This window comes from Sorangium sp. So ce381 (assembly GCF_051473845.1).
GTDB classification, from domain to species: domain Bacteria; phylum Myxococcota_A; class Polyangia; order Polyangiales; family Polyangiaceae; genus Sorangium; species Sorangium atrum.
In genome coordinates, this window is record NZ_CP150336.1 from 9,848,359 (window position 1) to 9,871,058 (window position 22,700).

At 71.3% G+C, this 22,700-nt stretch carries 17 protein-coding genes; 10 read left to right on the plus strand and 7 right to left on the minus strand.

Annotated features, from left to right (window positions below):
• Positions 1-143: 143 nt before the first annotated feature.
• On the minus strand, positions 144-2,762 hold the full coding sequence (locus tag WMF29_RS37010) for a hypothetical protein (RefSeq protein WP_437324811.1): 2,619 nt from the start codon (positions 2,760-2,762) through the stop codon (positions 144-146).
• Between the two features lie 16 nt (positions 2,763-2,778).
• Positions 2,779-3,384 (minus strand): 5-formyltetrahydrofolate cyclo-ligase, encoded by a 606-nt coding sequence (locus tag WMF29_RS37015; protein WP_437324812.1) that lies wholly within the window; start codon positions 3,382-3,384, stop codon positions 2,779-2,781.
• Positions 3,385-3,819: 435 nt separating this feature from the next.
• Between WMF29_RS37015 and mscL the strand changes: the two genes are divergently transcribed.
• Positions 3,820-4,269 (plus strand): large conductance mechanosensitive channel protein MscL, encoded by a 450-nt coding sequence (mscL, locus tag WMF29_RS37020; protein ID WP_272104310.1) that lies wholly within the window; start codon positions 3,820-3,822, stop codon positions 4,267-4,269.
• Positions 4,270-4,405: 136 nt separating this feature from the next.
• On the opposite strand, the gene WMF29_RS37025 is transcribed toward mscL, so the two are convergent.
• Positions 4,406-5,635 carry a phospholipase C gene (locus WMF29_RS37025; protein ID WP_437324813.1) on the minus strand — a complete coding sequence of 410 codons (1,230 nt, stop codon included), beginning with the start codon at positions 5,633-5,635 and terminating at the stop codon, positions 4,406-4,408.
• A gap of 780 nt (positions 5,636-6,415) precedes the next feature.
• On the opposite strand from WMF29_RS37025, the gene WMF29_RS37030 reads away from it, so the two are divergent.
• Positions 6,416-7,030, plus strand: coding sequence for a DUF885 family protein (locus WMF29_RS37030; protein ID WP_437324814.1), 615 nt, complete (start codon positions 6,416-6,418; stop codon positions 7,028-7,030).
• 150 nt (positions 7,031-7,180) lie between these two features.
• Positions 7,181-7,327 (plus strand): hypothetical protein, encoded by a 147-nt coding sequence (locus WMF29_RS37035; protein ID WP_437324815.1) that lies wholly within the window; start codon positions 7,181-7,183, stop codon positions 7,325-7,327.
• Positions 7,328-7,430: 103 nt separating this feature from the next.
• Here WMF29_RS37035 and WMF29_RS37040 read toward each other — a convergent pair whose 3' ends face one another.
• The gene (locus tag WMF29_RS37040; RefSeq protein WP_437324816.1) at positions 7,431-10,235 is read right to left on the minus strand and encodes an RHS repeat domain-containing protein; all 2,805 of its coding nucleotides are present in this window, start codon (positions 10,233-10,235) and stop codon (positions 7,431-7,433) included.
• 986 nt (positions 10,236-11,221) lie between these two features.
• Here WMF29_RS37040 and WMF29_RS37045 point away from each other — a divergent pair.
• From WMF29_RS37045 to WMF29_RS37065, 5 genes are all read left to right on the plus strand, one after another.
• Positions 11,222-12,034 (plus strand): hypothetical protein, encoded by an 813-nt coding sequence (locus tag WMF29_RS37045; protein WP_437331205.1) that lies wholly within the window; start codon positions 11,222-11,224, stop codon positions 12,032-12,034.
• 310 nt (positions 12,035-12,344) lie between these two features.
• On the plus strand, positions 12,345-12,623 hold the full coding sequence (locus WMF29_RS37050; RefSeq protein WP_437324817.1) for a hypothetical protein: 279 nt from the start codon (positions 12,345-12,347) through the stop codon (positions 12,621-12,623).
• Positions 12,616-13,881: an AAA family ATPase gene (locus tag WMF29_RS37055; RefSeq protein ID WP_437324818.1), complete on the plus strand. Its 1,266-nt coding sequence runs from the start codon at positions 12,616-12,618 to the stop codon at positions 13,879-13,881. The genes WMF29_RS37050 and WMF29_RS37055 overlap by 8 nt, the downstream gene beginning before the upstream one ends.
• On the plus strand, positions 13,878-14,576 hold the full coding sequence (locus WMF29_RS37060; protein ID WP_437324819.1) for a hypothetical protein: 699 nt from the start codon (positions 13,878-13,880) through the stop codon (positions 14,574-14,576). The genes WMF29_RS37055 and WMF29_RS37060 overlap by 4 nt, the downstream gene beginning before the upstream one ends.
• A gap of 193 nt (positions 14,577-14,769) precedes the next feature.
• A complete protein-coding gene (locus tag WMF29_RS37065) occupies positions 14,770-16,476 on the plus strand; it encodes an adenylate/guanylate cyclase domain-containing protein (RefSeq protein WP_437324820.1) in 1,707 nt (568 codons plus the stop codon).
• Between the two features lie 107 nt (positions 16,477-16,583).
• On the opposite strand, the gene WMF29_RS37070 is transcribed toward WMF29_RS37065, so the two are convergent.
• The 3 genes from WMF29_RS37070 to WMF29_RS37080 form a co-directional block, all read right to left on the minus strand.
• Complete coding sequence (locus WMF29_RS37070) at positions 16,584-17,393, minus strand: class I SAM-dependent methyltransferase (protein WP_437324821.1); 810 nt, start codon at positions 17,391-17,393, stop codon at positions 16,584-16,586.
• Positions 17,394-17,974: 581 nt separating this feature from the next.
• The gene (locus WMF29_RS37075) at positions 17,975-18,958 is read right to left on the minus strand and encodes a phosphotransferase enzyme family protein (protein ID WP_437324822.1); all 984 of its coding nucleotides are present in this window, start codon (positions 18,956-18,958) and stop codon (positions 17,975-17,977) included.
• Positions 18,959-18,970: 12 nt separating this feature from the next.
• A complete protein-coding gene (locus tag WMF29_RS37080) occupies positions 18,971-20,344 on the minus strand; it encodes an MFS transporter (protein WP_437324823.1) in 1,374 nt (457 codons plus the stop codon).
• Between the two features lie 12 nt (positions 20,345-20,356).
• Between WMF29_RS37080 and WMF29_RS37085 the strand changes: the two genes are divergently transcribed.
• Positions 20,357-21,184 (plus strand): glycosyltransferase family 2 protein, encoded by an 828-nt coding sequence (locus tag WMF29_RS37085; RefSeq protein WP_437324824.1) that lies wholly within the window; start codon positions 20,357-20,359, stop codon positions 21,182-21,184.
• Position 21,185: 1 nt separating this feature from the next.
• Positions 21,186-22,646, plus strand: coding sequence for a C45 family autoproteolytic acyltransferase/hydolase (locus tag WMF29_RS37090; protein WP_437324825.1), 1,461 nt, complete (start codon positions 21,186-21,188; stop codon positions 22,644-22,646).
• The last annotated feature ends 54 nt before the right edge of the window (positions 22,647-22,700 follow it).

Below are 22,700 nucleotides of genomic sequence, written 5' to 3' on the forward strand. Positions count from 1 at the left end.
TAAATCTATTTCCATCTTCTCGCAGTGGCATGTGAGCTGCTAATTCACGGACGAGCGTTGCTGGTGCGGCCTCTCCCCCCCGGGCCCCGGCGACGCTTTTTTCTTTTTGTCGCTCGATGGAGCGACGAGCGGTGGGCCACGCTCTACGTGCGTGGCTCTCTTCGCCGCCGCGCAGCGGAGATCGACGCCCGCGGAATGCTGGCGGCGGAGCGGCGAAGCTCGTCGAGCGCGTGCTCGGGCAGGCGCGGCGCGCGCGGCTCGGCCGCGCCTGGGTCGGGAGGGACGGCGCCTGGGTCGGGAGGGGCGGCGGGCGCGCGGGCGCCCAGGTACGGCCAGAGGCTCTCGCGGATGGGCGCCGGCAGGACGTTCTCCAGGTACTCGAGCGCGGTCCCGCGGAGGTGGGCGTCGTCGGCGTGGAGCGCCCTGTAGGCGATCTCGAGCGGCTCACGCTCGAGGCAGAGGGAAAGGACGCGGAACACGTGCTCCAGGCTGCGGCTCGTCCGCTCGACGAGCAGGCGCTCGGCCAGCGGCGCCTCGACCGGGGGCGCGACGTTGGGGGGCTGGGCGTCCCACACGCGACGACCGATCGCGATCTCCCGCATCGCCGCCTCGATCACGTCGTCGCGCCGCAGGTGGACAGGCGCGCGCTGCTGGAGGAGCCGCGCGAGCGCGACGCCGCACTGATAACGCACCTCGAAGCGCTCGTCGGTGAGGCCGAGCATCAGGCCTTCGGCGGCGCGCTGGGTGGGACAGGCCTGGAGCACCCGCGGGATGCGGCGCCGGAGGGCGACGCTCACGGACGGATCGAGGAGCGCGTCGAGGAGCTGGCCGGTCGCGCGGGGGGCGACGGCGCGGAGCGCCCGGATCGCCTCGGAGGCGAGCCCCTCGCGCTCCAGGAGCGGGAGGAGGTGCGGCACGAGCGCGGGATCCGGCTCCCGGACGAGCGCACGGCGGATCCGCTCGGGATCACTGGAGCGGAGGTCGGCCGTGGCGGCGAGCACCGGATCCGACGCCAGCGCGGCCGAGGCGGCGCGCGCGGACAGCGGCCCGTCGACGCCCCTGCGATCGCCCGCCGGAGGCCACGGCGAGCCCCCGGGGGCGTGGCCGGAGAGCGATGCGGGGCCGGCGGGCGCGGGGCCGGAGAGCGGTGAGCGGCCGGAGAGCGGTGAGCGGCCGGAGAGCGGCGGGCCGGGGTGCGACGTGCGCTCGCCGTCGGCAGGGCCGCGCCCGACGTCGGGCCGCGCCGCCGCGTTCCGGAGCGCAGCGAGCTCGGCGAGGACCTTGTCGCGGCTGAGCGCGTCGACGGTGCCGCTCAGGGTGCGGCGGGTGGTCGCATCGACGACGTTCGTCGGGTCGAGCGAGACGGCGCCGGAGCGCAGGCTGCCCTCGAGCGCGGCGACGTAGCCCCGGTGCAGCCGCGGCGTGAAGAGCAGCGTGACGCCCGCGGCCGCCGCGCCGAGGCCGAGCAGCAGCGGGAGCGACCCGCCCGGGGCGAGCACGAGCAGGCCCATCGCGAGGCCGCTGCCCGCCGCGGTGCCGATGCGGTCGAAGCCGACGTCGATGAGCGTCTTGATCGACCGCTTCTGGTCCGGAGGCAGGGGCGTGTAGAGGAGCTCGTAGCCCGAGCGGAACAGCGAGTTCCGGAGCACCGCCTCGGTCGCGCGGACGATCGAGGCGGCCCAGAGCCGCGGCGCGACCACGAGGGAGAGGGTGCTCGTGACGACCGCGGCCGGAAGGATGCCAATGGTGGCAGCGAGCCCGAGCCGGTCGAGCGAGAAGGTGGCGGCGAGCGACTGCACAAGGAAAGAGAGCACGCTCACCGAGAGGTGGAAGAGCGCGAAGAACGAGAGCAGCGCGTTGTGGTCGGTCATCGCGGCGGCCGCCTCGGCGCTGAGGGCCACGTCGAACAGCGCGCCGCTCACGGCGCCGAGGCCGACGAGCAGGCCGAGGTCGCGCAGGTGGCTGCTGTCGCGCAGCGCGGCGAGCCCTGACCCGCCGGCCCCAACCTCGGTGCGCCCGGCCTCAACCTCGGTGTGCGCCACCTCAACCTCGGTGCGCGCCACCCCAACCTCGGTGCGCCCGGCCCCAACCTCGGTGCGCCCGACCTCAACCTCGGTGCGCCCTGCCCCAACCTCGGTGCGCGCCACCTCAACCTCGGTGCGCCCCGCCCCGCCGGCGGCGCCGGCCGCGCGCGCGAGGCCGGCGCCCAGGTGGTGGGTGGCCCAGGCGGTGAGCACGCTCACCGCGGAGAGGGCGAGGAGCATCGTCGGGGCGTCGATGAGGCGGCTGGCGCGCCAGGCGAACAGGCCGCCGATCACCCCGCCGACCGTCCCGCCGCCCGCGATGCGCCCGATGGAGTGGCGGGCGGTGTGGGGGTCGAAGCGCTCGTTGACGAGCGACCAGAAGGCGGAGATGAGGGTCGCGCCGAAAACGGCGATATGCAGGTAGAAGACGAGGGCGGCGGCGCCGGGCGCGCGCCGGGCGAGGCCCCACTCCAGGGCGAGGAGCGCGGAGCTCGCGGCGAACGTGGCCGGGACGACGCGCGCGGGAGAGAGCTGGAGGAGCGCGCGCGAGAGCAGGACGACGGCGCCGAACGACAGGACCGCGCCGGCGGCCATGACCTTGGGGACGTCGGCCGCGCCGAAGCTGGCGAGGAAGAGGGCGTCGCGCGTCGCCCGGCCGGCGACCTGCTGGGCGATCATCGCGCCCGAGGCGATGGCCGCGAGGAGAACGGGCCTGTCGCTCGCGATGTCCTCTCCCACCTGTGCCCCGGGCATCCTAGGCCGGTTCGGCGGCGAGCACGCGGGCGTCGGTGACGATGGCCCCGACCGGGACGTCGCCCGGCGTCGCCGGCACCTCGGCGACGAGCTGGAAGTCGAACACGACGCCCACGGCGTGCGCCGGCGGGCAGAAGCGCGGCAGGGTGCTGTCGTAGTAGCCGGCGCCATAGCCGATCCGGTGCCCTCGCGGGTCGATCTGCAGGGCGGGCACGACGATGACGTCGAGCGCAGCGGCCTCCTCGTCGGTCGCGTCGGGCTCGCGGAAGCCGAGGCCGCGCTCCTGCATGGCCTCGGGGTCTTCGACGAAGCGGAAGGTCATGGCGCGCGACTCGGGGTCGATGGATGGGTAAGCAACCCGGGCGCCACGGGCCCGCAGGAGCGGATCGAGCTCCCGGAGGTCGACCTCGTTGCGCCCCTCGATCGGGTAGAAGAGCGCGACCCGCCGGGCCGCGGCGAGGGCCGGCAGCTCCGCGAGCGCGCGCTGGATCCGGCGCGATCGCACGAGGATGGCGTCGGCCGGGATGGAGCTGCGGACGGCCCGGGCGCGCTTCCGTAGCTCGGCTTTGGCGCGGTAGCGCAGGGCGGCCTCGGCATCGGGGTCCATGGCTCGGTGGTTCCTCCGGCGCGCATCCTAGAGAGCCGCCCCGGGCCGGGGAACCGCCATGTGCGAAATCGATGGGAGGTGGCGCAGTTGGCCCCAGGTGTGGCGCTCTTGCACCGAGCGCGCGGGCAGCGGCTCGCGCTGCGAGCGCGGGGGAGCGGGACGGCCGGGGGCTCGGTGCGCGCAGGGATCGGGCGGAGAGAGCGGGAGCGACCGCGCGGAGGGCGCAATTGCGAGCGGCTGGCCGGGGTGAGCCCACGGACGAGCCCGGTGGCACCGTTCGTGCTATTCGCGACGACTGCGGCGACTGCGGAGCCTGCGTGGATGGCGGCGACCGCCGCCGCCGCGCGATCCGCGCAGGCAGCACCTTGATCGCGGAGAGGCGACAGCGGAGCGGGGCCACGGCGAGAGCAGGAGCCCCCGACGCCGGAGGAAGCGATGTTCTGGGAGGATTTCAAGAAGTTCGCGATCCGTGGCAATGTCGTCGACATGGCCGTGGGCGTCGTGATCGGCGCGGCGTTCGGCAACATCGTCAAGGCGCTGGTGGATAACCTGATCATGCCGCCGATAGGCCTCCTGACGGGCGGCATCGATTTCAGCCGGCACTACATCGTCCTGAAGCCCCCGAGCGGCCCCGGTCCGTACGCGACCCCCGAGGAGATGGTGAAGGCCGGCGCGGTGCTCCTCCAGTACGGGGTCGTCATCAACAACCTGGTCAGCTTCTTCATCGTCGCGCTCTGCGTCTTTCTCCTGGTGCGGCTCATGGGGAAGCTTCACCGACAGCGCGCGGAGGAGGTGACGACGAAGGAGTGCCCCGAGTGCGCGATGAGCATCCCCATCAAGGCGGTGCGCTGCGGGCACTGCACGGCGGCGCTGAAGGGCGCATAAGGCATAACGGAGAGATCACCGCGCGGGCGGCGCTGCGGGCGCGGCTCGCCGGTGAGCGGGCTCCCCGTCGACGCAGCGCCCGTTGACGCCTGTATCGTCCGGAGGGGAGCGCGGCCGCGGAGCGCCGCGCTCTGGCTCAATGGTTCTCGACGGGCACGCCGGCCTCGAGCACGGCCTTCTTCAGCGTCAGAATCTCTTGCTGGCTGTCGGTGAGCTCCATCGAATGAAAGCCGGGTGGAGCGGTCGGACCCATGTGGATCGGGGCGACCGCGGTCTCCAGGATCGGGATGCCATCGAGCCGGCGCTGGTCGATGCGGGGCCTCGGCTCGGTGAGCACGGGGAGCAGGCTCGGAGACGCCGTGACCCGAGGGCTCAGCGCGTTCACGCGATCGGGCGCGAACAGCTCGAGCGCGGTGCGCGCGATGCACGTATGATCGAGGGTGCCGTGGAACGGCACGCCGCGCGGAGCCCACGGCGAGATGACCAGGGCCGGCACGCGAACGCCGAGCGTATCGAACGGCGCCGCCTCGCTCGCGGGCGACGGCGGCGGGCGCACGTGGTCATAGAACCCGCCATGCTCGTCGTAGGTCACGACCAGCGCCACGTGGGGCCAGGCCGGGCTCGCGATGAGGTGGTTGTAGATGCGCGCGATCAGGTTCTGACCGCGCGCCACGTCGGCCGGCGGATGGTCGTCGTTCGCCCAGTTCAGCAGCGCGTCGACGTCGACCAGCGTGAAGTTCGGGTCGATCCACGAGACGCTGGGCAGCGTGCCTTCGCGGCAAGCCTTGTAGAACGAGGAGATCTTCGCGATCGGCGGCCCGCGGTGGCCCTTGTATTTCTCGACGGTGCGCAAGAACGCGATGTCGTGCGAGTAGTAGCGCCACGAATCGGCCGGCAACAGGTCGAAGAACGTCGCGCGGTCGATCCATTGCAGGTTCCCCGTGCGCCCGGCGCTGGTTCCGCAGAGCGCGAAGAACCGGTTCGGCCACGTCGGCCCCGCGAACGAAGCGAACCACCGGTCGCAAACGACGTACTGGCGCGCGAGGCTATCGTACGTCAGCAGATCGCGCTGGTCGTACCAGCTCATGATCTCGGCGACGTGGCTGCTCGTGCTGTAGCCCTTCACGAAGCCGTCCATCGCGCCACCGTTGATCTGCCGCACGACGTCCGTTCGGAGATGATGCGGGCGGATCCGGGCTCTCGTGCTCTCGAGATGATATCCCGTGATCGGCGCACCGTTATCGTCCGAGTTCGTCGCGCCGATCACCCCATCGACGTCCATGCCTGTGCTGCGCAGGTAACCAATCATGTGATCGAAAGAGCGGTTCTCGAGCATCACGATGACCAGATGACGGATGTCTGCCATGTTCCACCGCTCGCTTTCCCATGCGGCTCAGCGCGCTGTCGGCCGACACGGCCGCGCAGGGCCGGTTTCACTATCTTGAATTCATCTACCGCAATCTGCCAGGGGAGAAGAAAATCCAAACATTTCGAAGACGTCAAGCCCCAGCTGCGGGGCCCCGCCCGGGTTGCCCGAACGTTTTCCATGCGCTCCGACATCCCCCGAAAAGCGGTGCCACTTCACAGGGGCACCTACGTGCACGCCACGGGGCTCGTGTTCGAGGGCATCTCGACCCTGCTCGACGACCACATCCCGCCGCCGGGCCGAGCCACGGCACTCGCACGGCTCCGGCGGTACGCCGGCTGGAGGCGGGCCACGCGCCCATCGCCGGGCAGGCGAGGAAGAGGCTCGACCAGGAGCTCGGGAAGCCCGGCTTGCTGGCGCCCTCCTTCGATGATCTGAAGGCGCAGATGCAGAAGCTCTCGCTGCCAATCGCGAAGGCGCGCAACTTGCCGAGCGCGGACTACCGGGATGCCATCCGCGCCCTGAAGAAAGAACAGCTCGTTGGCGAGGCGATCTTGCCGCATTACAAGGAGCGCCTCTCCCAGATCGAAGAGATCATCCGGAAGAAGCGCCTCGTCACGCTGCCGGAGCGGCCGGCGCGCATCCGGCTCGGCACCGCCGCGGAGAGCGCCGAGATGCCGGCGCCGCGCATGCGGCCGCCGCGCATGCGGCCGCCGCGCATGCGGCCGCCGCGCATGCGGCCGCCGCGGCTGCTCGACAACCAGGGAGAAGCGGGGGAGTTTGTGCTTCCGCTCAGCCTGCCTGGGCCCTCTGACGAGCTGCGGAGGGATCGACGACTTCACCCACGCCGCGGCCTCATGGACGCTCACCGCCCACGAGGCGCGCCCCGGGCACGAGCTCCGGTTCGCCTCGCTCGTCGAGCGGGGCGTCTCGATCGCCCGGGCCGTCTTCGCGGAGAACAGCGCCAACATGGAGGGGTGGGCTCTTTACTCGGAGGCCATCCTGCTCCCGTTCATGCCGCCCGAGGGCCAGCTCGTCTCCCTGCAACACCGCCTGGTCCGAGCCGCCCGCGGCTTCCTGGACCCGGAGCTCCAGGCGGGCAAGATCACGCCGGCCGCCGCGCGGGCCTTCCTGGAGAAAGAGGTGGTCCTCTCGCCGCCCCTCGCGCAATCCGAGGTGGAGCGTTACACCTTCCGCGCACCGGGGCAGGCGACCTCGTACTTCTACGGGTTCACCCGGCTGATGGAGCTGCGACGAGAGGTCGAGTCCATGATGGGCCCGCGCTTCGACGCGCAGCGATTCCACGACTTCGTGCTCGCCCAGGGCATCCTGCCGCCGAAGCTGCTTCGCAAAGCCGTCATCGAGCGTTTCGTGCCGGCACAGCGGACGCCCTGAGCGGCGGAGGGCCCGCGGCGCGCTCTGGATGAGCTCTCGCAGGCTGTCGCCAGGATCGGATCCGGGCGCGGCGACACATTGATGATCCGCGGGTCGTAGTACCGCGCCCCGAAGTAGTAGAGCCCCGTCGCCTGGTCGAGCTCCTTCCCGGTGAACACGTACGCCCGCCTGAGCTCGTACCGCGAGTCCGACGCGTCTATCCACAGCTCCCCGCTCGGGAAGTACTCGTCTCGCTGCGTCAGCGTCTGCTCGTTGTTCGACGCGAAGCTCGTGCTGCCCAGGTGGTCCGGGTGGTAGTACAGCGTCGGCGGGTCACGGAACCAGTCCGGATCCATCTTGCTCGCGATCCGCGTCTGCCCCGCATAGATGTGCTTCGTCACGAACCGCCCATCGCGCAGCGTCAGGTGCTGGTCGTGGTACGCCTCTCCTCCTCGCCGCTCACGTGGTGCAGGTGCACCCGCCGCTCGCCGTCGCCGTCGTACAGCATCCGCGACAGCACCTGACCGTTCTGGCTCACCCGCGTGACACGGTTCTCCTCGTTCCAGTCCGTCGTCCGCGTGTCCGAGCCACGGTACGTCCAGCCGGTCTGGTTGCCGCTCGCGTCATACCGCATCTCCCGCGGCCACGGCATCGACTCCGCCACCAGGTGCTCGTCGATGCGCCTCGGCGCGTGCGGCTGCGGGCCCGGGTACTGGTACTCCGACCGGTACGTCTGCTCCCGGATCGCGTGGTCCTCGCGCCATCCGTCGCACCCAGCCGGAACCGGCGTGGGGCACGTCTGCGGCACGTACCGGTAGCTCGCCTGGTCCTTGGTCAGGATGTTGCCAATCTCGTCGTACGAGAACGACAGCCGGTACCGGTACTGCCAGTCTCTCCGGTCCTGGTACGTCCCGCTCGCCGAGAGCAGCTGGTACAGATCGTCGTACCCGTACTGCTGCGTCGTCGGCCCCACCAGGACCGAGCCCGGCATCGACTGGTCGTACGGCACCTCGTTCCGCACGCGCTCCAGGTTGCCCGCCACGTCGTACTCGTACCGCATCCGCTGGAACGCCCTGGCCGGCTGCCCGCGCTCCACGAGGTACCGGTCGCGGTGGTCCGCGTTGATCTGCTGAAGCCGCCGCGACTTCTCGTAATACCGATACGACGTCGCGATCCCGTTGCCGTGCACCACCCTCACCCGCTGCTCGAACTCGTCGTACCCGATGTGCAACAGGTACTGCGTCACCGCCGGCTCGTCCGGGTGCTGCGGGTTGATCTGCGTGTTCGTTCCCACGGCCGACCGGACCAGGCCACCTCGGTCGTAGCCGTACGTCACCACCTCCGCCCCGGAGCCAGGGAACTTCATCGACAGCAGCCGCCCGAACCCGTCGAAGTCGTACTCCATCGTCGCCTGGTACGGCCCCCGGTGCGGCTCCCGCAGCCGGGGGAACTCCGTCGTCAGCTTCGCCACGTTCCCCAGCCGATCATAGGAGAACGTCCTCTTCCCCGCCTCGCTCTGCTCCTCCACGAGCCGCCCGGCCCGGTTGCCGTGCTCGTCGCCCGCCTCGCTCGGCGCGCCGTACACATACGTCACGTCCGTCGAATCCGGATAGTCCACCCGCCTGAGCCGGTTGAAGTCGTACTCGTATCGGATCAGCTTGCCCGCGCCCTCCGCCAAGAGCTTCGCCGTCTGCCGCGCCCCGACGTTGCCTGACCGGTCGTAACGCCACTCCGTACGCCCCATGTCCGGGCTCGTCAGCGTCACCATCCGCCCCAGCGTGTCGTACGCCGCCGTCGTCACGTTCCCGCGCGCGTCCATCACCCGCATGAGCTCGTCGACCGCGTTGTACCCGTACCGCGTCATCAGGGTGGTCCACGCCTCCGACCCGCGCAGCCGATTTCGCTCCTCGACCGCCACGATCGCGTTGTCCACGTCCTGGTACGCCTTGCGCACCTTCCCCTTCGGGTCGACCTCCGTCGCCACGAACATCGCCACGCCATCGAGCTCGTCGATATCGTAGCTCGTCGTGGTCACCGCCTCGCCGGCCTCGGCCTCCTCGTCCGGCTCCCTCCGCTCGACGATGCGCGAGAGCACGTCGTACTCGAACGTCGTCGGGTGCTTCAGCGGCACGTCCACGAACGCCGTGGCCTCGCCCGTCGCGAACACCGGCTGCCCCTGCTGCCAGACGCGCCCCCGCTCGTCCAGCACCCTCCGGCCGCTCACGCTCATGCCCACGACCGGCGCGGCCCCCGTTCCCGGATCCCTTTCCAGATCCTTCTTCGTCTGGATCACCCGGTCCAGCCCGTCCACGAACGTCACCGTGTCGATCGGATCCCCCAGGTGCTGCACGTCCTTGTGCCGCGTCCGCGCCCACGCCGGCACGGCGACGCTCTCCCCTGGCTGGAGCGCATACTCGAACGCGATCGTCGCCTCCGCCGCCGCCAGCGGGTCGTCCGGACCGAACACGGCCCGCAACCGCCCGAACGCGTCGAAGTCGTAGTGGACCTCATGGCCGTTGACGTCCCGCACCGCGCTGACCGCGCCGTAACGGTAGTCCGACGACGTCTCCGAGAAGTATCCGAACGAGTCGTCCACCCGGGAGAGGTACGTCTCCGCGACATCGTCGTACTCGTACGTCAGCGTGAAGCCCCGCGGCTCGATCGCCTGCTCCAGGTTCCCGTACGCGTCGTGCGAGAACTCCCATGTTGGATTCGTCGATGCGTCTCCCGTGTACGGCGCCCCCGTCGCCGGATCCTTGCCGCCGATCACCGTGCTCGTGATCCACTCGACCGCCCCGGTCACCTCGTCGTACCCGGCGGTGCGCTCCCGCAGCAGCCTCCCCGCGCTGTCGCGCACCTCGACGCTGTCCGCCCGCACGATGTGCGGCCCGTAGTACGTCACGTGATGGATCGTGGTCGTGACGTCGTCCTCCAGCGTGCCTGGCTCGCCGTGCTCGATCACCCCGATGAGGTTGCCGCGGTCGTCCCAGTCCCGCTCCTCGCTCGTCTGTTTGCCGGGCGCGCTCGGGTCCGTCGTGTTGCCCTCGTACCACGACATCGTCCGCAGCTCTTCCTCGGGGAAGAACGAGCCCGTCAGCGTCGGCTGCGCCCCGGGCGCGCGGTACGCCACCTGCTGCCGGCTGAACAGCCGCCCCTCGGCATCCTGCTCGATCACCTCGGCCACGAGCCCGCGACGGTAATAGTCCTGGTTGTGGTAACGCGTCACGATCTGCGAGCCGTCCTCGCGCGAGCCGCCCCGCGAGCACACGATCGGCGAGCTGCACCTCGGAGAGGGCACGCGTCGGCGCGCCGGCGGTCCAGAACAGGATCTCCTGCGGCCCGCGTTCGCCCGAAGGAAGCCACTCGATAACGACGTGCTGGGCCGTGACCGCCATGGGAAAACGCGTCCAGCGCTCGCCCGTGCCGTGGAGCGGCACGTCGACCAGGCCGGAGGCGGCCTGAAGCTCCGCGGCGTCCTCCGCACGGACCGTGAGCACGCCCTCGCTGCGCCCGTACAGGGAGAGCGCCTCGAGCGAGGTGGGCTGCGAAAACGAGACCCGGATCCGCACCTTCTCCCCGGTCTCGCTGCGAAGCCCCGTATCGCCGCGGCCGTCGAACAGCACCCACGGGTCCGCCCCCGGGACGGCGCCGTCGGCGCGAACGTCCGCTGGCAAGGCCACCATCGGGACCACGGCGAGACCATCGGGTCCGCCGGCGGGGTCGCCCGCGCTCGCGAGCACGGCGGCGTCCCCGGCGAGCGCCGCCGCGGGCTCGGCGCCGCCGCGAGCGCCGGTGAGCCGCGCGCGCAGGGGATCGCCTATCCGGCGCAACGTCAGCGCTTGAGCCCACGCGCCGAGGGGCGCGCTCACCACCATGAGCAAGAGAACGCAACCCGCGCACCGCCGCCACACCCGTCTCATGCACCCGGACGTCATCGCTTGCCTCCGCGGCCGCGAAGGGAGCAAACGACATCGTAAATAGCAATTACAAGCGATAACAGGCGAGGCGGTCTCACCGCAAAAAGCGCCGGATCCGGCCGGTTCTCAGCACGATTTCAGCGCATCCTCAGGCGCTCCGTCTCCGAGCCATCGAATTCAGACTACCGGATGCGAAGAAGTTCGTTATCCTGTCACGCTCAAGCAACAATCCTTGGCTCGCCCTCTCGATCGCCCGTGCGGCGTGGGGGGGTGGCCGATCACGCCGTTCACGGAGGTGACCTTGCGCAATCTCACGATCGGTGACCTGAAGCTCGCCCTGCGCGATCTCTTGACCGACAAGGCCGATGAGCTGCGCCTGTCGGCGACAGGCAAGCTGTATGAGCCCCGGCTCCGGGCGAAGCAGAAGGAGATCGACGCGATCCCCGACGCCGCGGGCACGCAGGCGCCGCTGGCCAGGGAGCTCGCCGAGGCGGACGCCCGGCACGACGGCCTCGGGGCGGCCGTCTTCTTCCTGTGCAAGGCCGTCGAGGCGCACCCCGCCTTGCCGGCGGCGCTCAAGGAAGCGGCGGCGACCGCGCAGCAGGCGTTCGTCCCGAAGCTCGACGTGCTCCGCGCCCCGTACGCGGACGAGGCGTCGGCGGCGCTCGACAACCGGCCCGAGCTGACCCGGCTCAAGGCGGAGCTGAAGGCCGCCGCGACCCCCGGCGGAGGGACCCTGCACGACTGGGTGAAGGCGTTCGTCGCCGCCGGAGACGACATCGACGGCCTGCTGCGCAGGCGCGCCACGCTCCTCGCGACGGGCGAGAACGCCGCGGCCACCGGCCCGCTCCGCGGCGCCGCCGTCGGGCTGCTCGGGCGGTTCCGGGAGGCGCTCCGGGACGAGATCCAGGAAGAGGGCAGCAAGCTGCCGGCCGACCACGAGGCGCGGCTGTTCGGCTACGTCGACAAGCTCAACGCCGATCGCGAGCGGGTCGGGCGCGGGCGCGCGGCGCCCGAGCAGGCCCCGCCCACGCCCCCTGGCCCGCCGACGGTGCCCGGCGCGTCAGCGCCGACCGCGCCGGAGGTGAGCGCCGATCCCGAGCTGTAGCCGGACCGCTCGCGGCGACATGCCGGGGGCGTGAGCGGCGAGGCCGCCGGGCATGTCCGACATGCCCGGCGGCCTGCTCGACGAGGCACCCGCCCATGTCGCGACATCCCGGGAGCCGTGACGGAGCAGGCGCCCGCCCATGTCCGACATGCCTGGGGGCCTCGCCTGGCAGGCGCCTGCCCATGTCCGACATGCCTGGGGGCCTCGCCTGGCAGGCACCCGCCCATGTCCGACATGCCTGGGGGCCTCGCCCAGCAGGCACCCGCCCATGTCCTTCCTCCTGGGTGCCCTCGCATCCTAGGATGCGCCCGTGTCGTTCATCCCGCAGCAGGGCAATTTCGTACGCATGCGCTCGCGCCTCTACCTCGTCGATGACGGCGCCCGGGGCGCTACCGACGACCAGGTGCGCGACGAGGTCCTGGCACGGCTGATCGAGCTCAACCGCGTCCGCACGGAGGACAAGCGCACGCGCGGGTGGCGGTGGCACGAGACGCGGGCAAACTGGACGACGATGGCAACGACTGAAGCAGGCGCGCTCCGCGCGCGCGGAAGCTCGCGCCCGCTGCTCACCAGAGAACACGATGCTTAGACAGCTGGAGCTCGACGGCATCGGTCCGGCCGACAAGCTCACGTTCGGGCCGCTCGCGGGACGGCTGAACCTCATCACCGGCGACAACGGCCTCGGCAAGTCGTTCCTCCTCGATGTCGCCTGGTGGGCGCTCACGCGGACCTGGCCGCAGTACCCCGCTGTCCCCAGGCGGCCAGACGCGTCCATCGGGTTCGCCTTCGACGGGGCCAAGGGGCTCACCGAGGACGTGTCCCCCTGGATCGCGAAGGCCCAGGACTGGAAGCGAAAGCGAGGGCGGCCATCGAACCCCGGCCTCGTCCTCTACGCGCGCGCGGACGGGGCGTTCTCGGTCTGGGATCCGGCGAAGAACTACCGCCTCTACCGCGGCGCGGACGGCAGCGAGCGGGAGATGCTGCCCGCCTACCACTTTACGCCGGGTCAGGTCTTCGATGAGCTCCGCACCGGCGACAACCAGGTGGTCTGCAGGGGATTGCTCGACGACTGGACGCGCTGGCAGCAGTCCCATGACCCTCGCTTCGCGATGCTCTCCCGGATGCTCGAGGCCCTGTCCGAGGATCCGGAGCGGCCCATGGAGGCCGGCAAACCTACGCGGCCCTTTCTGGAGGACGTGCGCGACGTCCCCACGATCAAGATGCCTTACGGCGACGAGGTACCGGTGATCTTCGCCGCGGCCGGAATGCAGCGCATGCTCAAGCTGGCGTACCTTCTAACCTGGGCGTTCTCGGAGCACGAGGAGGCGGCGCGGCGACAGGCCCTCCCGCTCTCGGAGCAGGTCATCCTGCTCATCGACGAGCCCGAGACCCACCTCCACCCCAGGTGGCAACGCGCGGTGCTCCCGGGGCTCCTCAGGACGATCGGCGCGTGGGGCGCGCATGCGCCGCGCGTCCAGGTGATCGCCGCCACGCACTCCCCGCTGGTGCTCGCGTCCGTGGAACCGCTGTTCGATCCCGAAGCGGACGCGCTCTGGAAGCTCGATCTCGTGGACGGCGCCGTGCAGATCGCGCAGGACGCGTGGCACAAGCGGGGGGACGTCAACCGCTGGCTGATGTCCGACGTGTTCGATCTCGGCGCCGCGACGTCCGCAGAGGCAGAGGCCGTGCTGCGCCGTGCGCGGCGGCTGCTCGGAGACTCGAGCCCTGATGCAGCCGAGGTCCGGCGCGTCAACGAGGCGCTCCTTCGCACGCTCCCCGAGATGGATCCCTTCCTGGTGCGCTGGCGGTATTACATCCAGCAGCACGCTGGCGGGGAGTCCGCGTGATTCGCGTCCAACGAGCCGCCGAGCCTGCCGAATTCGACGCCAAGGTCCGACAGAAGGGGAAGGCGGCGCTAAAGGAGCTGATCGGCTCGACCGAAGCGCCCAGACGACGCGGACCCAGGCGGGAGAAGCTCGCCGAGGGGATCGAGGATATCCCCTCCGAGGCCCTCCCCCCGTTCTGGGTGCAGGCATTGCCGGAGCTGCGAGCGGCCTACCGGGGCATCTGCGCCTATCTCGGAATGTACATCGACCCCGCGACAGGCCTGGCGACGGTCGACCACTTCAAGCCGAAATCGAATCACAAGGCGCTCGCCTATGAATGGAGCAATTTCCGGCTCGCCTCGCATCAGATCGACACGAACAAGGGCTATCACGAGGACGTCCTCGACCCCTTCGAGATCCAGGACGGCTGGTTCGTCATCGACCTGGGCACGTTCAAGGTCGAGCCTGCGGATAGCCTCAATGACGACCTCCACGCCGCGGTGATCGCTACGCGGGATCGGCTGGGGCTGAACTCCCCGACGTTCTGCGCGAGCAGGGCCCGTTACCACGACCTCTACCTCGGGCTGAGGACGGATCCCGACGACCCGGAGGAGCCTCTCCCGCTCGCCTGGATCCGCCGTCATTGCCCGTTCATGGCGCACGAGCTCCACCGCCAGGGTCGCCTCCGCCCTGCTGATCGGGAATCCACCCGTTGACCCCGGGGCGCGTGAGATAGCTCGCCACCGCGGCGGCGGGTACGAGCCGAGCGCACAACACGGCGCGGCTGTCGGCCTTGTCGCCGACGACGCCGATCGTGCGGCGGGCTCCTCAGGTGCCAGTGACCGCCTCCCCGGCCGAAGCGCTGTTGCCCGGCCGAATCGCTGTCCACCGGAAGCCGACTTTGCTTTGATGACGATCTTCATGTTCCGCCTCAGCACCGTTCGCGCCAAGCTCACCGTCCTCGTCGCGCTCTCGTCGCTCGCGACCCTGGCGGCCCTCCCCGTGTTGTCGTGGGTGATGCACCGGCAGCTGCTCGCGCAGATCAGCGAGCGCGTACCGCAGGCGATCCGCAACTTCCGGCTGGAGCTCAGGCAGCAGCAGCGCGCCATCTCGGCGACCTCACGCCAGGCGTCACGAACGCGCGAGCTGGTCGAGGGGCTCCGGCTGCGGAACGAGACGGCCGTGGGGACGGCGCTCGAGGCCGTCATCGCCGCTCATCCCAACGTCGCCATCGTCGCCTTCGATGAGCTCGGCAATCGGGTCGCGGCGCGGGGGCTCGAGGCGCCGCCGCCGAGCACGGACGAGGTCCCCGGGCTCACCGAGGGCCTCTCGGGCCTCGCCGAGATGGACGACCTGCGGGACGTGCTCGTCCATGGGTGTGATGGACAGCAAGGCTCGCCGCCTGCGTACATGATCGCCCAGCATGCGAGGAGCGACGCCGGATCGCTGCTCGCCTGCATCCCCATCGATCACACCTACTTCGACGAGGTGGCGACGAAGCTCGGCGTGGAGATCGCGCTCGTCGACCCGTCGGGCAAGAGGGTCACGGGCACGGCGCGCTTCCCGACCGAGCTGCTCCAGGGCGCCGCCATCGGCGACGAGACCCACCCCACGATCGTCGAGGAGGCGAGCTCGCTGTGGGCCCTCTCCCGCTTCGCGCCCCGATCGCTCCGAGGCAAGGCCGGCGATTTCTCGATCGTCATGGCGCTCGACGTGAGCGACGTCCGGAACATCGTGCGCCAGAACCTGATGTTCGCGGCCGGCGTGCTCACCGTCGCGGCGCTCTTCTCGCTGCTCCTCGGCGCGCGCCTCGCAAGCACGATGTCGCGCGCGCTCTCCCGCGTGAACGTCGCCCTCAAGCAGCTCGAGCAACAGCGGTACGTCCACGTGGAGGCGGTGAAGACCGGCGACGAGCTGGAGGATCTCGCCACCGGCTTCAACTCGATGGTCGACGGCCTCAAGGAGCGCGACAAGCTCCGCAGCACCTTCGGCAAGTACATGACCGAATCCGTGCTCGAACACCTGCTCTCCGGCAAGGTGCAGCTCGGCGGCGAGACGCTCACCGTCTCGATCCTCTTCTGCGATATCCGGAGCTTCACGACCATCAGCGAGCGGATGAACGCCCATGAGCTCGTGGGGCTCCTCAACGAGTATTTCACCGAGATGGTGGCCATCATCCTCGACGAGGGCGGGGTCGTCGACAAGTACATCGGCGACGCGATCATGGCGGTGTTCGGCGCGCCCGTCCCCAGGCCGAACGACGCCGTGCGCGCCGTGCGCGCGGCCGTCCGCATGCGCGCCGCGCTCGAGCGCTTCAACGAGCGACTCACCAGGCGGGGAATCCCGGCGCTGAAGACCGGTGTCGGGATCCACACCGGCGAGGTCGTCGCGGGCAACATCGGCAGTGAAGCGCGGATGGAGTACACGGTCATCGGCGACGCCGTGAACCTCGCCTCACGCCTGGAGAGCGCGACCAAGGAGCTCGGCGTGAGCGTGCTCCTCAGCGAGGACACGCACCTCCTCGTGAAGGACGTCTTCAACACACGTCCCATCAGCGAGATCACGGTCAAGGGCCGAGTGCAGCCGGTGATGACCTACGCGGTGGCGGATCGCTGACGAGCGCAAAGGGGCGCAGGGGGCGTGCACGAGGCGCACGTCGTGCATTGTTCGCGGCGCCCCGCCGAGGGCCGCCGCCAGGACCACGAGCAAGCGGCTCCGCCGGGTCAGTCGGCCAGCACGTCGCGCGGGCGGCGGGCGACCAGCGCGTGCCCCTCCAGGACCTCGCGAACGGTGCCGTCCGCGCCGGCGTACTTCGCGATGGCGTTGCGGACGTCGACGGCCAGATCCTCCTCGCGCGACCCCGGCCGGCCGTGCCATGTGGCCGCGAACGACAGGGCGCGGTCGACGAAGCGCTCCACGGGAGTCTCCCGCTGCTCGAGGACGGAGACGCGCTCGAGATGGCTGAAGGCCGAGTCGAGCAGCACGGCTTCGTTCTTCGCGGACTCGCGGATCTGCGGGCGCGCAGGGTCATCGGTCGAGTACTGGTCGATGAGCGCCTGGAACTCCTTGTGCCACGCGTTCGCCGGGACCTCGGGGTAGGTCTCTCCGAACAGCGCCACCGCGCCGCCTCGCTCGAGCAGCGCGTCCAGCGACTTGATGGTCTCGACGCGATCCATCCAGTGGAAGGCGCGACCGATGGTGACGAGCTTGAAACGGCCGAGGTGGGGTCCGAGCTCATACGAGCTGCCATGAACGAATCGGATCGACACGTCCGCTCGGGCGGCGTTCTCCTTGGCCGCCGAGAGCATCTCGGGCGATGGATCGACCGCGGTCACCGGCCCGGCGAGCGGCGCGAAGTCGATCGCGAGGAAGCCTGGGCCGGTCCCGAGATCGAGCACGCTGGCGCCCCGATCGAGCCCGACCAGCTGGGCCACCCGGCGGCTGAGGAGCTTCGGATAGGAAGGGCGGCCCGTCGTGTAGTACCGCGAAGCGGTCTTGAAGCGTTCCGGGTAGAAGAGTTTGCGTTCTGACATGGCGATGGCACCTCTCCTGGCCTCTGGCCAGCGTCGCGGGCAGCGAGCCCGGGCCGCCGACGCTGCTCCTCTGCGAGCACAGGGCCAGCAGCCGAGCGCGTCGGCAGCGCGGATGCGCGGCAGCGGATGGCGCAGGCACAGGGCGTACCACCGGCGAAAGTCGCGCGCTCGCCAGCGTCGCGGCGCGACGCTGCTGCCTCCGGAGCAGCGCCTCAGCAGTACAGCTGGCCTGGAGCGAGGGGCGGGAAGTCCTCGCACTTCCGCTTGGTGTCATGGGGGTGACACGACATTCCCGCGGCGTGCTCAGCGGGTGGTGGTCGTTAACGTGGTCGTGGTCGTTAACGTGGTCGTGGTCGTTAACGTGGTCGTGGTCGTTAACGTGGTCGTTAACGTGGTCGTGGTCGTGGTCGTCAACGGCTCAGTCGTGAACGTGAACGTCGACCGGAAGTCGACCAAAGATTCGGCAGAACGTTCACGTCCACGGTCGTGTCGTCGACGACCACGACCACGACCACGACCACGTTAACGACCACGACCACGTTCACGTTAACGACCACGTTCGTGGCCGCGAACAGGTCCGCTCACCCCCCGGCGAGCAGCCGCGCAATCTCACCGCGCTGGCGCCGCGCCGAGCGCGCCAGGGAGAGCTGCCCGGCCGCCCGGTACAGGTTGTGCGCGACCCGCGTCGGGAAACGCGACGGATCCCAGCCGAAATACCGGTCCTCGAAGGCATCCCGGCAGAAGCGCGCCGCGAGCTCCAGCGCGATCCGCTCCGCCGCGTCGACGAGCGCCTCCTGCTCCTCCGCGCCGAACGGCCGCGCCTCGCGGTAGCCAGCGACCGCCGCAGCGAAGACCTCGAGATCGAAGCGCGTCTCGGTCGAGTCCTCCCCGACCGGATTGCACCACGACCGCCACGCGTCGCCGAGCTCCACGTCGATCGACTGGAGCGCCAGCGTGTCGAGATCGAGCAGGCAGATCCCCTCCCCCGCCTCGGAGAAGCGCAGGTTCGAGATCTTGAGGTCGCCGTGGCAGTGCCGGAGCGGCAGGTCGAGCCGCCCCCGCCACGTGCGAAACGCGTCGAGGATGGCGTCCGCCAGCCGCCGCCCCTCCCCGCCCGTGGCCGCGCCGTCCAGCCGCTCCATGTGGAGCGCCGTGTCGTGCGCGCCCGCGCGGACGTGGCGGTACACGTGCTCGAGATCGTCCACCGCCCGGTGGAACCGGGCCGCGAGCTCCCCCGCGGCGCGCGCCAGCCCAGGAGAGCCGACCCGGTGGTGCGTCCGGCCAGGGACGAAGTCCATCACCCGCCACACCGCGCCCTCCGCGTCGCGCGCGCACAGGGCACCATCGCCGGCGCGCAGCAACCGCGGCGTCGCGAGGCCTCGGGCGGCCAGGTGAGCCGTCACCGCCTCGATGTCGTCGTGGACCTCCGGGGCGAAGATCGGGCTCACCCGCTGGACCACGTACCGCGGAGGGTCGCCGGCCAGCCAGGTGCCGTTGATGAGGCCCTCGTCCTCGCAGCGGCGCACGGAGAGGCCGCTCAGGGGCGCCCACACGTCCGGGATCATCGGGGCGGGAGGCTAGCTGCGCTCGGTCTCGGGGGGCAAGGGAGGCGGCGCCGAGACCGCCGGGACCGCCGAGACCGCCGAGACCGCCGGGACCGCCGAGACCGCCGAGACCGCCGGGACCGCCGAGACCGCCGCGGCCCGCCGGCGCAGCATCCACTGCGCCCCGAGCCACGTGACGACGCCGGCCCCGAGGCCGAGCCAGGCGGAAGCCGCGGGGACGCCGGCGCGCTCCACCAGGACCGCACCGCCGAGCAACGTCGCGCACAGGCCCACCGTGAGGGCCAGGTTGTCGACGGCCGAGAGCCGGCCGACGAAGCGATCCGGCGAGAGCCGCTGGATCTCCGAGCTCGACAGCACCCAGTTCGCCCCGCTGCCCAGGCCCCAGACGAGCACGACCGCGAGCAGCGCCGCCGGGTGGCGGGTCACCGCGAACACCGCGATCGCCCCGAACGTCACCCAGACGGCCCCCGTCGCCGCGCGCTCGCCCCGCAGGCCGCGGCGGACCAGCGCGACGCCGACCAGCGGGCCGACCCCCGTGCCCGCGCCGCGCACGCACTGGAGCACCCCCAGCGTGAGCGCGCCCGTGCCCGCGAAAGGGAGCTGCGTCGCGAGCAGGTTGAGCAAGAGGAGCGCCCCGCCGTTCGCCATGTGGACCGGCGTCTTCGCGAGCACCGCGTCGAGCAGCGGAGGACGCTCCCACGCGTGCCGCCACGCGAGCACCATGTCGCGGCGCACCGACGCGAGCGCCGACAGCATGCCGCCCTCCGCCGGCCGCCCCTCCGCCACCATCGGGGGGAGCCCCCGGAGGAACAGCGCCGACAGGCCGAACGACGCCGCGTCCAGGGCGAGCGCCGCCGCAGGGCCGAGCCCCGCGATCAGGCCGCCGAACGCCATCCCGACCGCGAACATGACGCTCCACGTCGCCGACGCGATCGCGTTCGCCTCGAGCAGCTCGTCCTCCTCGACGACATGGCGCAGCACCGCGCTCTGCGCCGGCAACCGCAGCGCGCCCACCGACGCGCGCGCGAAGACGAGGACCTGCAGCCCGACCACGTTGCCGGCGACCGCGGCGCCCAGCATCCCGACCGTGAGCGCCCCCTGCACGACGCTCGTCGCGATGAGCAGCCACCGCCGATCGAGCCGGTCCGCGAGCACCCCCGCCACCGGCGCGAACAGCGCGATCGGGAGGTGATGCCCGACCATCACCAGCGCGAGCGCCACGACCCCGCCCCCCTCGCCCCCCAGCGCGAGCAGGCTCACAGCGACGAAGCTCATCCAGTCGCCGAGCAGCGAGACGACCTCGCTCATCCAGACGCGACGGAACGCAGGACGGCAACGGAGCAGGAACAGGCCAGGACGGCGCTCCGGGCGCCTGCCGCTGTTCATCCAGGGCACACCATGGTAATCGCGCTCTGTCTCATGCGGATCTGCGCCATCATTCCCGCCTACCAGGCCGAGCGCAACGTGGGGGACGTCACACGGGAGGCGCTCCGGGTCCACGGCGTTGCCGGCGCCGTCATCGTGGTGGACGACGGATCGACCGACAGGACGGCCGAGCGGGCGCGCGCGGCCGGCGCCACGGTGCTGAGCCACCCGGAGAACCAGGGCAAGGGCGCCGCCCTGCGCACCGGGATGGAGTTCGCCCTCGCCTCAGGCTTCGACGTCGCGGTCACCATCGACGCGGACGGACAGCACCCGCCGGACGAGGCGCGGCGCCTCATCGAGGCCGACGCCGACCCCGAGGCGCTGGTGCTCGGCATCCGGGATCTCGTGGGCGCAGGCGCGCCGCGCGCGAACCAGATCTCCAACCGGATCTCGAACTTCTTCCTCTCCCTCTTCGCCGGCCGCCCCTTCGCCGACACCCAGTGCGGCCTGCGCCGCTACCCGCTCAGGAGGACGCTGTCGCTCGGCGCCCGCGACGAGGGGTACGCCTTCGAGGCGGAGATCCTCCTGCGCGCGGTGGCCGCCGGCGTCCGGCTCGTCGAGGTGCCGATCCGGGTCATCTACCCGCCCGAGGGCGAGCGGCTCACCCACTTCGACAGCGTGCGCGATCCGGCGCGGATCATCCGCCGGGTGGTGGCGACGCTCGCGCTCACGCGCGGGCTCCGCCACGTGCCGGCCGCGCCGACGCTGTCGCCGGACGACCCGGTCCGCCCGGCCGCGGCGAGCGCGCTCGCCACGGAGCTCGACCCCCACCCGCGGCAGCCGGCGACGGCGCCTCCCTGATTTGCGGCCGTCGCGCCTCGCACGCCACCGCCGCAAGCTCCTCGCGGCCGCCGCGCTCCTCGCCGCGCCGGCCCTCGCGCACCTCGGCATCGCCGCCGCGACGCGGATCGAGCCGCCCCCGATCCGGGCGGCCGCCGGCGAGCCCGAGGCGGGGCCCGGAGGGCTGCGCGTGCTCGGCCCGGCCTACGTGCGCCGCCGCGGGCGGATCCTCGAGGCGCGCCTCTCCGGATCGTCGGAGGAGATCGGGCACCAGCACGGGCGGCTCTTCTACCCGGAGATGGTGAAGAACGAGGGGACCCTCTACGAGCAGTTCCACCACTACGTGCCCGTCGCCCCGCTCCGGTGGCTCATCATGGACCTGTCGCGCCTCGAGTTCCGCGACGTGGACCAGGGCATGACCGAGGGCGTGCGGCGCGAGATCGCCGCGCAGGCCCGCGCCTTCTCGCCCGACCCGTTCGACGGCGTCCTCCCCACGTACCACCGCTTCGTCTTCCTCCAGTCGCTCTACGACATCGCGCTCTCGTTCGAGCACTCGCCGCTCATCGGCTGCACGAGCTTCGCGCTCACCGGGACGGCGTCGGCCGACGGGCACGCGGTGCTCGCCCGCAACTTCGACTTCGAGGCCGGGCCCGTCTTCGACGAGGGCAAGGCGGTGTTCCTCGTCCACGAGCAGGGGAAGATCCCGTACGCCTCGGTGTCCTGGCCCGGCCTGATCGGCGCGGTGACGGGGATGAACGCCGCGGGCCTCGCGCTCGTCGTCCACGGCGGGCGGGCCGGCGAGCCGCGGGCGGCAGGAGAGCCGGTCGTCCACACGATGCGCGAGGTGCTCGGCCGCGCGCGCAACGTCGACGAGGCGCTCGCGATCCTCGAGGCGCGCGCGCCGATGGTCTCGCACCTCGTGATGCTCGTCGACGCGGGCGGCGAGGCGGCGATCGCCGAGCGTGCGCCCGGCGCGCCGCTGCACGCGCGCCGGGGCCGCGGCAAGGTGCCGCTCACCAACCACTTCGAGGGGCCGCTCGCCGGCGATCCGCGCAACCTCCGCGTCCTGGCCGAGACCTCGACCCGCCCGCGGCGCGACCGCCTCGACGAGCGGCTCGCGGCGCTGCCCGAGGGCGCGACGGTCGAGGCGGCGATCGACGTCCTGCGCGACAGGCGCGGGCGCGGCGGCGCGCCGCTGCCGCTCGGCGACCGGCGCGCGATCGACGCGCTCATCGCCACCCACGCGGTCGTCATGGACGCCACGGCGCGCGTCCTCTGGGTCAGCGAAGGCCCCCACCTCGCCGGCCGCTTCCTCCGCTTCGACCTCACCCGGCTGCTCGATCCGGCGTTCGACCCGGCGCTCGACACGGCCGAGCCCGACGCCATGCCCGAAGATCCGCTGCTCACGAGCGGCGACTACGCCGCCTGGGAGCGCGCCGGCTCCCCCCACGAAGGCGGTGAGCGCGGCAACGACAATCCTTAAATAAACAGACGCAACTAAATAACCGCTCCGTCCCTCGCGCAAGCGCGGCGGCGC